Source organism: Brevibacillus sp. HB1.4B, assembly GCF_013284285.1.
Taxonomy (GTDB): Bacteria; Bacillota; Bacilli; order Brevibacillales; family Brevibacillaceae; genus Brevibacillus; species Brevibacillus porteri.
In genome coordinates this window covers 555802-566836 of record NZ_JABSUT010000003.1, presented here as the reverse complement: position 1 = coordinate 566836, position 11035 = coordinate 555802, and the positions used below count along the sequence as shown (strand labels likewise).

The 11035-nt window shown below is 46.5% G+C and carries 9 protein-coding genes; 2 read left to right on the top strand and 7 right to left on the bottom strand.

Annotated elements, in window-relative coordinates; translation table 11 throughout:
* Positions 1–197 precede the first annotated feature (197 nt).
* Positions 198–878, top strand: coding sequence for an endonuclease/exonuclease/phosphatase family protein (locus HP398_RS10655; protein WP_173622534.1), 681 nt, complete (start codon positions 198–200; stop codon positions 876–878).
* Here the strand turns inward: HP398_RS10655 and HP398_RS10650 are convergent.
* From HP398_RS10650 to HP398_RS10630, 5 genes are all read right to left on the bottom strand, one after another.
* Positions 832–2316, bottom strand: a complete 1485-nt coding sequence (locus HP398_RS10650; protein WP_173622533.1) for an alkaline phosphatase family protein — start codon at positions 2314–2316, stop codon at positions 832–834. The genes HP398_RS10655 and HP398_RS10650 overlap by 47 nt on opposite strands.
* Before the next feature lie 134 nt (positions 2317–2450).
* Positions 2451–3947, bottom strand: coding sequence for a S41 family peptidase (locus tag HP398_RS10645; protein WP_173622532.1), 1497 nt, complete (start codon positions 3945–3947; stop codon positions 2451–2453).
* Positions 3944–5944, bottom strand: a complete 2001-nt coding sequence (locus HP398_RS10640; protein WP_017247761.1) for an S-layer homology domain-containing protein — start codon at positions 5942–5944, stop codon at positions 3944–3946. Before HP398_RS10640 ends, HP398_RS10645 begins: the two co-directional genes overlap by 4 nt.
* Before the next feature lie 56 nt (positions 5945–6000).
* A complete protein-coding gene (locus HP398_RS10635; RefSeq protein WP_017247760.1) occupies positions 6001–7116 on the bottom strand; it encodes a Nif3-like dinuclear metal center hexameric protein in 1116 nt (371 codons plus the stop codon).
* Positions 7092–7826, bottom strand: a complete 735-nt coding sequence (locus HP398_RS10630; protein WP_017247759.1) for a tRNA (adenine(22)-N(1))-methyltransferase — start codon at positions 7824–7826, stop codon at positions 7092–7094. Before HP398_RS10630 ends, HP398_RS10635 begins: the two co-directional genes overlap by 25 nt.
* A 382-nt stretch (positions 7827–8208) precedes the next feature.
* Here HP398_RS10630 and HP398_RS10625 point away from each other — a divergent pair, with 382 nt between their 5' ends.
* Complete coding sequence (locus HP398_RS10625) at positions 8209–9498, top strand: S8 family peptidase (protein WP_017247758.1); 1290 nt, start codon at positions 8209–8211, stop codon at positions 9496–9498.
* A 79-nt stretch (positions 9499–9577) separates the two neighbouring features.
* On the opposite strand, the gene HP398_RS10620 is transcribed toward HP398_RS10625, so the two are convergent.
* Both HP398_RS10620 and HP398_RS10615 read right to left on the bottom strand, forming a co-directional pair.
* Positions 9578–10717 (bottom strand): acyl-CoA dehydrogenase, encoded by a 1140-nt coding sequence (locus tag HP398_RS10620; RefSeq protein ID WP_173622531.1) that lies wholly within the window; start codon positions 10715–10717, stop codon positions 9578–9580.
* Positions 10718–10855: 138 nt separating this feature from the next.
* Positions 10856–11020, bottom strand: a complete 165-nt coding sequence (locus HP398_RS10615) for a hypothetical protein (RefSeq protein WP_017247756.1) — start codon at positions 11018–11020, stop codon at positions 10856–10858.
* Positions 11021–11035: the final 15 nt, after the last annotated feature.

Below are 11035 nucleotides of genomic sequence, written 5' to 3'. Positions count from 1 at the left end.
AAGATGAATCTGACTTCAAGTAAAACACAAGCTTATTTTCACAGATTAATTCTATTCCGGTTTTCAAGGAGCATTTTATTCCATCTGTGCCTCAAGCAGAGGCGACGTTTTTTAATATAGCATAGACTAAAACCTAATGCAATAGGAAAAACTAAATAAGTTAAAAAAATGACGTCTAACAAAGGAAGTGAACGAGGGTGCGTGTAGTCAGCTACAACATTCATAGCGGCCGTGACCTCTGGTGGCGAAAACGTTTGAACGAAATGACTCTGACTTTAAAGGACTTGCAACCAGACATCATCGGTCTTCAGGAAGTCCACCAAAACGGGAAGTATGGGTATCAAGCGAGCTACATCGCCGATCAATTACAGTATCACCTAGCCTTCTCCCCTTCAATTGCGATAGGAGATGGGTATTACGGCAATGCACTGCTATCGAAGTACGCGCTTGAAAATGTCGACGCCATCGTTTTGCCAGCCAGAAAAGAGCAACGAACCCTCCTGTATGCATCCTTCCAAGGGTACGGTCGTACGATTACGCTTTGCGTTACACACTGCAGCTTGAATCAAGTAAGCAGACTGGCCCAGCTACAGCTCATGTCGACATTAATACAGCAACACGCAAAAGCCCCATTACTCCTAATGGGGGATTTCAACGCGAGTAATGTGTCCTTTACTCCACACCTGATGGACTGTGCTCTTGTCTCAGGTCAGGAAAAAATACCAACTCTTCCAGCCTTCCGCCGACGTCTGGACTATATTTTTGCTTCTCATCACTGGAATATTGAGCACTACGAGCTGCTTCCTGTCAATTGGTCCGATCATGTCCCGCTCATTGCCGATTTGAGACTGACGGAATCCCCAGCTCTCGAAGAATAAAATCTTTGACATCAACCAGTCTTGCTGGGAGTGGAAACATCTCCGAAGCACCTGCAATCACTAACGGAATCAGCGAATCTTGCTTATGCAGTGAGCCGTGACTTCCTCCACCTAAATGCGTGGGAGCACATTCCGATAAAAATTCATAGCTCTTGGCAGCAGTAACGACTACCACGTCAACGGTCTGCGAGAACAGCGACCCGTATAGTCGAGAAAAAGCATCCGGGTATGTATCAAAAGAAAGACACTCTCCATCATATTGCACATCCAGCACGGAAACGTCCCCTTCAACAGACCAAGAAGAACCATACGCATCTTGATACTCCCCATTGCGCCAAAAACACATTTCCTGTTGTGTTCCACCACGACGCACCTTTACCTTCTCTCCCTCTTTCCAAGCAATCAAATCAATTCTTTCTTCCACACTAACCGCTTCTACAATAGAAAGTGGATTCGTTCCATTCACTGGGTACAAAAAAGTCATACGCTCATTATTGCAAATGACCACTTCCACTTCTGGTGTCACCTCGGCACCAAGCGCATGGATCGAAAAATTCGCCAGGAGATGATTCAGTGGAATATTGTGGTCTTCACTTGCACCGATAACGGTTTGCCCATGATCACTAATCAAAATACATACGTTTCTTTCCAGCATTTGCTCCCATGACGCGAAGCTATCCAGCAAACGAGCCAATTGCTTGTCCACATCTGCCAAGTGCTGTACGGCATCCTCCGGGGAATTGTGGAGTTTATGATCATTCTCTGGCAAATAGACCAGCGTAAAATGCGGCTGCTGACCACTGCGTATCACTTCGATCATGACATCGATTGCATAGGCATCGTTAATCCCGTAGCCTTCTAAAGCGGATTGGGCGAAATCCCAAGGGACAGAGCGAAACAATGCAGGACGGACTAGCGTCCCCATGCTCATGATCGTTGGACCACTCACCTTTTCTCGCAAGGAAAAAGATGTGATTGTATCAAGCAAGGTCGGCATTTTCACCTTATGCTGCTTATGTCCGCGATGGGCAATCACATTGATGGAACCCGATACGAAATTGTTTTCTTCCAGTACCTCATGAATGGTTTTGACATCCTTGCTAAGATGACGTTCATTCAAATCAAAAAGGACATTTTCTGCACAGCTTAAGACTCCTATTTTTCGGATGGGATTGGCCCCATTTATATAATTCACCATCTTTTTCTGCTCTGCATCATACCAAACTAGCCCCGGTACTTTGTGCTGATCGGGGTATACCCCCGTTATGAGGGAGCAGTCTATCGAAGCCGTCATCGTAGGGAAAACAGTCACACAATCTGGTATGTACTGGCTATGCTCCATGAAAAACCGAAGTGCCGGTGCTTTATTGGCAGCAATGCATCGCTCCAGAACATCAGGCATCATGGAGTCGATCAGGAAAAGTATGACCTTTTTCATCCGGCTGCCACCCTTCTTGTCGTAGTAGACGTAGTAGTCATAGTCGCACCTGATAGTGTTCGATTTTCCATTACCGAGTATACGCCTGAAAAAGAAAAAGCCCCTGCTCGCCAAAAAGCGATAGGGGATCTTGCTTACGAAGTAAATGTGAGGGTGTTAACACCATTTTTCGTTTGCAGTTTGAGTGCAGGGTACTTTTTCAAATACGGAGCGAGTACCACATAATCTTTTTCACCAATGGACGGATCACCCAGCAAATGTGAGAGTATAGCAGCTCGGATTTGCAGCCCTTGAGGCGTTTGTTTAAAGAGAGGATCCACTGTCGGGAAAGGAATTCCATTGATGACTGTGTCGCCTTCTGCGTCACTCAGTTCCCACGTCCTGACGTTCAAGGAGTGGAGAGCTTCTACTACTTGTGCTCCATAATCCTCCACAACCATATCTGGTTGAAGCCCTACGTGATTTACCACGGTATGCTTAGGAGTAAAATATTCATTCAGTGTAAGCTTGAGTGCGTCACCGTCTGACAACGGAATAACTTGTTGAGCACTCCCTTTTCCAAATGTTTTGGTACCCACAAGTTTGGCGATACCATGATCACGCAGCGCACCTGACAACAGCTCAGATGCAGAAGCTGTTCCGCCGTTTACCAAAATTCGCACTGGAATGCCGATATCCTGCCCATTTCGTACCCACGTCTCTACCTCTACCCCATTGCGATTCGTGGTGTACATAAGCAGGCCTTCTTCCATAAAGAGACTCGCGATGTCCCGCGCTGTGACCAAGTATCCCCCGCCATTATCACGCAGGTCTAACACCAATCCGGACAACGGTTTTTGCACACGGGAAAGTTCTGCGAGCTTATCCCTTACCTGGATAGCTCCTTCTGATCCGAATGTTTCAAGACTGATATAGCCAACCGCGCCTTTCGTAAACATCTGTCCTTCCGCTTCCGGCAAGGTCATGAAGGCACGCTTCAGCTTCACTTGGTGCTCCCGTTTGTCGGATGGACGATACACAGTAAGAACGGCTTCGGTCCCTTCGTTTCCCTTCAAATAAGCATACGCTTCTTCAAAAGTCTTTCCGACCAACGAGGTCTCATTGACATTGATCAATTGATCGCCTCGTTGCAAGGAAGATGCTGCTGCTGGAGAATTCGGAACGATTTCACGGATGATAATATGATCATTTTGCAGCCGCAGACGAAAGCCAAATCCAACAAATTGATTTTCAACGTCAGATTGGAACAGACGCAATTCGTCTTGGGTAAAAAATACGCTGTGCGGGTCATTGAGCGTGGAGAGCATTCCATCAATCGCCCAAATGTTCATCGTCGGCGTATCAAACCCGCCTTTCTTCTGCCATTCTGCAAGCCTCAATTCCAACTCGTCCCAAGTATCATCTTCTTCAGAAACTTCGAACTGAAGCTGTTTTTTCAGTTTGGCCTGCTCGCTGACCACCTCTAGAGCCCCTTTTACCAATTGTTTGGCTGCCGGCTTGCTCAAGTGGCTCTCCATGACGTGCAGGAACACTTCTTCCGTTTCTTCGTAAGGATACTCTGCCGCTTGCACAGGAAGAACAGTTGTAAGTAGTAGGACAATTGCTATTGCCCATTGACTAATTCGCTTCATGGAGCCACCCCTTTTCGAACATCATCAGGTATCGAAAATACAACATTGCTTGTAAAGTCGTAATTGTCGGTACCCGAATAGGCTACATATCCGTCGCCCTCATAAATTTCTTCATAACGCCACGTATGTTTAACAATTTGGTCGCTGGCCCGATCAATATAATACTTGTTCATGAACAAAGGAACGTCTTTCACTTTTCCTTGTCCGAGCGTAACCTTCTTTGATTTCTCTACTAGCATAGAGCCCGGAATCCATTCCGTAATGACATCGTACTTCCCGTAAGATTGCTTGTAGTAGCGAGCATGAAGCTCCTTAGCACGATCGGTTACCTTGACAGCACCAACCCACTCGTGCAAAAAGTCAACTTTGTCCGTTCTATTCTTGTCCCATGTCTGCCGATCCGTATCGTACGAGTATTGCGTGTTTGTTTTCCCATCTGTATAAGAGAGCAGCTTGTCTGATATTAGTTTTTGAGGAGATTGATAAAAGCCGGATATTCTGCTTATTTGTTTTTCCTTGTTAATATCCTGCGTGTATGAGAACGTCAATCCACTCAACACCGCTTCGCCCTTCACTTGGTAGGTGTCGGCATTGTCCAACTGACGCAAAGAGTATCCCAAATCAGAAATAATAGCTGGCTGATCTTTTAAAGAGGCAAACTCTTGACGCAACATTTTGTCCAGTTGTTTCATTCTGCTGTCTGACGCTTTCGGTTTCATCGCAGCAAGAACTTCTTCTGCTTCCTGAATACGTCCTTCCTGCAAATAATAATAGGAAGTATTCAACAATGCTTCTGGGCTTCTGTCAGCAAATTGCTTGTAACGTGCCAACGCCAGGTCTATCTGACCACCCCTGATTTCTAGTGCCCCCAAATACACGGCAACCGATTCCCATTCTTTGGGATTTCGCTTGAATTTTTGTTCATAGACACTGAAGCGGTCGAGCACTTTTTGATACTGGCTTTGATCCGTGTTCCCTAGCTGCAAGGCAATATCGTACACATTGGCAGTTAATAGCCCGAGTGTGCCTGGGAGAATGATTCTGTCCTCGAGGTAAGCGTCGATAGCAAGAAAAGCTTCATCCAGATTGGTTTCAAGCGGTGTTTCAGGATTCCAGCTCAATAAATAGTGAACACCGACTTGATTGGGGAAGGAGGAATCGGCCAGCTTGCGTAACTGCGCAAATGTCTCTTCACTATCATTTCTACTGCGAATAGCGGCAGCCGCATCTACGTAAATCTGTTCTTCGGTTGTTTTGGGATCTACATAGGTAGCGAATAACGGCAATACCTCTTCGATATCCGGGACCATCGGGAACTTTTTCCCATCATAATCCAACAGAGGCATGATTCCATCCTGAAGGAAATAATTCACCATGCGATCAGCTGCGACAGCAGCATCTCCCCGCTTCACCCGATCCGTTTTTTCTCCGTCTAGCCATCCCCATGAACGCACTTCTTCCCAAGCATTTTTACTATCTGGAGACATCGTGAACATTTGCAATATCTTGGCAGCTTCTTCGTTGGTGATCGGCTGATTCGGCTTCATCATCTCACCAGGAAAAATGTACTGAATCGCATTTGGCCCGTACAGTCTGTCCAAGATCGTGGAAATGCGCAACGTTGGTTTGTACATCCAGGTCAGGCGATCAACATCTTTATACGGCAAATACGGTTCCTGAAAACCTTCTGCTCGCGCCCACTCTGAATGCTCGGATAAGAAAGTAAGCGGATAGATCTGATACTGCCCACCGTAATAAAGACGATCGATCATCACGAGAAATTCCGCACGTGTCATGTCACGATTTGGGTAAAACTTCGGAACATTTGGACCAGCCTCAAACAAACCGAGCTGCACACCTTGAATGATTGCGTTTCTCGCCCAGTGCTTGTTGATGTCATTGTATGGCAATAAGCCCCCAGCCGCTGATGCGACGCCGGGGGTGAGTAAGCTTAACGTTAATAATCCACAAGAAATCGTTCGGATTAGTTTTTGCACATAAAATCCTCCTACACTTCATCTGGCAGGCAATCAAAGGTTGATCCTGCTACGTCTTATACAAACTGGAACGGATCTGTGTGCACGCGCGAAGGAATAACCTCTGTTTCGTAACCATTTGCCTGCAATTGTTCAAGCAAGATGGCCGCCAGCTTTTCCTTCATGATTTTTTCGATATTGTGACCAGCATCTACGATCGACAAGCCTTCTGCTTGTGCATCGTGTGCGGTGTGATACCCAATGTCTCCGGTTAAATAAACATCCGCGCCTTTAAAAATGGCTTTGGAAACAAAAGAGCTACCGTCTCCACCTACTACCGCTACTTTTTTGACTATCGCATCCAAGTCACCAACTACGCGAAGACCATGGAGGGAAAAACGTTCTTTGACGAGCAAAGCAAACTCACGCAGCGTCAGTGGTGCAGGAAGACTGCCAATACGTCCAATTCCATATGCAGTTCCGGACTGCTCCAAAGGAATGATGTCATAGGCGACTTCTTCGTAGGGATGAGCAGCAAGCATGGCTTTGACCACAGCCGACTGTCTGGAAGCAGGAACAATCATCTCGATGCGAACTTCCTCTGCTTTTTCCAACTGGCCTGTCGAACCGATATGGGGATTCGTTCCTTCTCCTGGTAAAAAGGTTCCAGTCCCTTCTGTCTGAAAAGAACAGTGGCTATAGTTGCCTACATGCCCTGCACCCGCTTCAGCAAGAGCGGAAAATACTGCTTCTCTATGGGTAGCGGGTACAAATACGACGAGCTTCTTCCAAGCCTCTCGTGAAAGAACATCCAGTACTTCTATGTCAGTGAGTCCAACCGCTTCTGCAAGCCAATCGTTCATCCCCCCGTACGCAACATCCAAATTAGTATGGGCTGTGTATACAGCAATGTCGTGCTTGATCAGCTTTTCGAACACACGTCCTGCGGCGAGATCCGTCCGGAGGTGTTTGAGTGGTCGATAAATGACGGCATGGTGAGCCACAATCAGGTCTACACCCTCTGCAATTGCTTCATCCACCACAGATTCCAACACATCTAGTGCGATCATTACTTTTTTTACCTTTTTTTGCAAGGTGCCTACATGAAGGCCAATCTTGTCGCCTTCCATCGCCAACGATTTTGGCGCCAGACGTTCTACATACTGGATTACTGTTTGTCCGTGCGCAAGCATGCAATCACCTCATCGATCCATTTTACTTCTGCTTCGATTTCTTTAATTCGTTCTGCTGCTTCCGGCTTGTCCGAACGCTTTAATTGAACGATGACCTTTTGCCATTTTTCTTGCTCGCTCAGCCACTTCTCTTGTAATACTTCTGATTTTTCCTCCCAAAGAAATGGACCAATGCGCAGAAGCTCTTGCTGTGTACGATCTTTGCCCTCATAAGGCAAGGTAGGATTGCCTCGTTCTGCAACGAGAATCTCATAAATCACGCCGTCCTCCTGCAAAATGGACTCTGCGATTAACTGCCAACCATTCTCTATCATCCACAGGCGAACCGCTTCTTCCCCTACGTTTGGTTGCAGAATCAGGCGTTGTACACCTTCGAGTTTGTCTTTTCCTGCTTCCAAAATGGAAACGATCAGTTGTCCGCCCATCCCCGCAATGCAGATTACATCTGCTTCGCCAGGCTGTAATACTGCGAGTCCGTTTCCTTTACGCACCGAAGCGCGATCTTTTACCTGCAATGTATGTATTTGTTTTTGCGCCGCTTGAAAAGGCCCTTCATTCAATTCGCCTGCGATCACGAAGGAAGCCATTCCTTTTACAAGCAAATAAGAAGCCAACAACGCATGATCCGACCCGATGTCGGCGACGCGGGCTCCTTCTGGACAATAGCGGGCAATCGTTTGTAGCCGCTTGGATATTGATACTGATGTCATCTGTATATTCACCTTCCGTTGCCTCTATTCTACCCTATTTGGCAGCAATTGCGAAATGCTAATTCCCTAACAGATGATCAGCAAAGAACGACAAAATCCTCGCTGTTGCATCCAAGCAGGGACAATGCAACTAAGAGGGGCTCTTGGGTAGTAGTCGGGAGCTTACAGGTAGCCATTCTGCTGGATGTAATGTTCGGAATAACAAGGAAAGTTTTTAAACATGACAATATTTTTGGTATTTTATGTAATTTAACTTAATTTTTACCAAATTGTGAACTTTATTTTAATAAATAAATATTTACAAATTTTTTACAGATATGTATATTAACGCCATGCACATCATGAACTACACAGACTAAATTTCTTTAAGGAGGAGAACAGTTTGAAAAAAAGAACCGGCAAGTGGTGGGCAATGGGTTTACTCTCTTCGGCGCTAGTGATGAGTGTCTTCACAGGTGCGGGGGCAGCCAGTAATGATTCAACCAGTGAATTCAGTGAACTTGGTACTGCACGGGTATTAATTCAGTCAGATTCGGATGTGAGAACTGGTTATTTTGCTGAACCACTGGATGTACGCCATGATTTTGGTCAAGAGGGCTTTACTCTCGATGTAAATAGCGATCAACTTAACCAGCTGAAAAGCGATCCCAATGTAAAAATTACCGTGTTGAAAAAATTTAAGATCGCTGAGTATATAGAAGAAGATCAGGCAAGCGAGCCAGAGTTCTCTCCTGCAGCAGTCGTTCCGTGGGGAATTAAAGCCATCTATAAGAACCAGTCCCTCTCTGCTGCGACTGGCGGTGCAGATGTTCGTGTTGCAGTCCTGGATACTGGCGTGTATACGCAGCACCCAGACCTAACCGCTAACGCAGAGCAGTGCAACGATTTCACACAAGCTTCTTCTCCTGTTGTTACCGGTGCTTGCAATGATGCGCATGGTCATGGAACACACGTCGCTGGAACTGTTCTCGCTGACGGCGGCGGTGGCGCAGGTATTTATGGTGTAGCACCAGATGCTAAGCTATGGGCATATAAAGTATTGGATGACTCAGGCTCCGGCTATGAGGATGACATTGCCTATGCCATTCGTTACGCTGCTGACCAGTCCGCTCAATTAGGCGTGAAAACGATCGTCTCTATGTCCCTTGGCTCTAGCAGTAAGAGCACCCTTATGGCAAATGCCATCACGTATGCAAACCAAAACGGTGTATTAGTCGTCGCTGCAGCCGGTAACTCTGGACCGACAGTGAATAGCATTGGCTATCCTGGCGCATTAGTGAATACAGTAGCCGTAGCAGCGTTAGAGAATGTTCAACAAAACGGTACCTACCGTGTAGCTGACTTCTCTTCTCGCGGCAAGAGCGGGCAAGCGGGAGACTACGTGATTCAAGAGCGCGATGTGGAAGTATCAGCACCAGGACGCGCTATTCAGTCTACATGGAATAACGGAGGCTATAACTCCATTAGCGGAACCTCCATGGCAACACCACACATTTCAGGTTTGGCTGCAAAAATCTGGGCATCCAATCCATCTTGGAGCAATCAAGATGTTCGCGTAGAATTGCAAAAACGTGCGACAGGAAATGACATCAAAGGTGGCTCAAACGCTGCTGTAGGTGACGATATCGCTAGTGGCTTTGGATTCCCAACTGTACAACCTGGCGATCAATAAAATAATAAGAAACAAAAAAAGAGCCATGGCTGTCAGTTTTCGCTGGCAGTCATGCTCTTTCATTGTAAACATCGAAAGGCTAGCACCCGATTTCTCTAGCGATCACATTACGTAAAATCTCTGATGTCCCCTCGCCGATCTCTAACAGACGGGCATCGCGGAAAAATCGTTCCACCTGATACTCCCGCATATAACCATAGCCACCGTGAATCTGAATGGCCTGATGAGTAGCAGACATGGCAATCTCTGAAGCATACAATTTTGCCATTGCTGCTTCTTTCGTAAATTTGCGACCATGATCCTTCAGCCAAGCTGCTTTATACACCATCGTTCTCGCCAGCTCTATTTGCATCGCCATATCCGCCAGCTTGTGCTGGATCGCTTGAAAATGACTTAAGGAATTACCAAATGCCGTACGCTGCTTGGAGTATTGCAGCGCTTTGTCGTAGGCAGCCTGTGCAATTCCTACTGCCATAGCGCCGATCCCGATTCGCCCACCATCAAGTGTAATGAGGAACTGCTTGAAGCCTTCGCCCCTTTTCCCAAGGATGTTTTCCTCTGGCACCCGGACATTTTCAAGCACGAGCTCGGTCGTATTGGAGCTGTGCAAGCCGAGCTTTTCATAGTTAGCCAGCACTTGAAAACCAGATGCATCAGTCGGAACGATAAAAGCAGTAATACCGCGTGAGCCCTGCTCTTTGTCCGTTACAGCTGTCAAGGCGAGAAACGAAGCATAGGAGGCATTGGTAATGAAGCACTTGGAGCCATTAATCGTCCACTCCCCATCAGCCAAGACCGCATTCGTCCTCGTACCACCTGCGTCAGACCCTGCATTCGGTTCCGTCAAGCCAAACGCACCAAAGCTTTCGCCCGAACAGATTTTGGGTAAATAGTTCAGCTTCTGCTCTTCTGTTCCAAACAAAGCAAGTGGAGCGCCACCTAACGAAATATGCGCCGAATACGTGATTCCTGTAGAACCGCATGCACGACTAAGCTCTTCTACCACGATCGCAAAACTCGTGGAATCGGCTCCGGCTCCCCCGTATTTCTCAGAGAAAGGAAGACCCATCAGGTTCAATTCGCTCATCTGCTTGAATATTTCGACAGGGAATTGTTTGGTTTGATCGCGTTCATCTGCTCCTGGTGCCACTACCTCATCAGCAAATTCGCGGATCATTTTTTTTAACATTTGCTGTTCTGAAGTCAAATCGAAGTTCATAATCGCTGCCCCCTTGAAAACGCTTTAGTAAAGAACCATCAAGAAACACACAATTTTGACTGAGCGTTTGTTCAGAATACTCTTACCATTATACACCACGATTTGGATTCATGTGGTAATTTCTCAAAAAAAACACGCCTATGATCGGCGTGCTCCTAATAAAATCGCTCCCAAAAAAGATACAGAGGCTGCTATGAATCCGAGACTGTATGTATTTACACCCATAAACTTGGCAACTGTTTCTCCACCCAGAAAAATAGCCGCCAGCAAAATACCGATTAATACTTTCCACTTGTTGTTCATCTATTCACCCCGTTT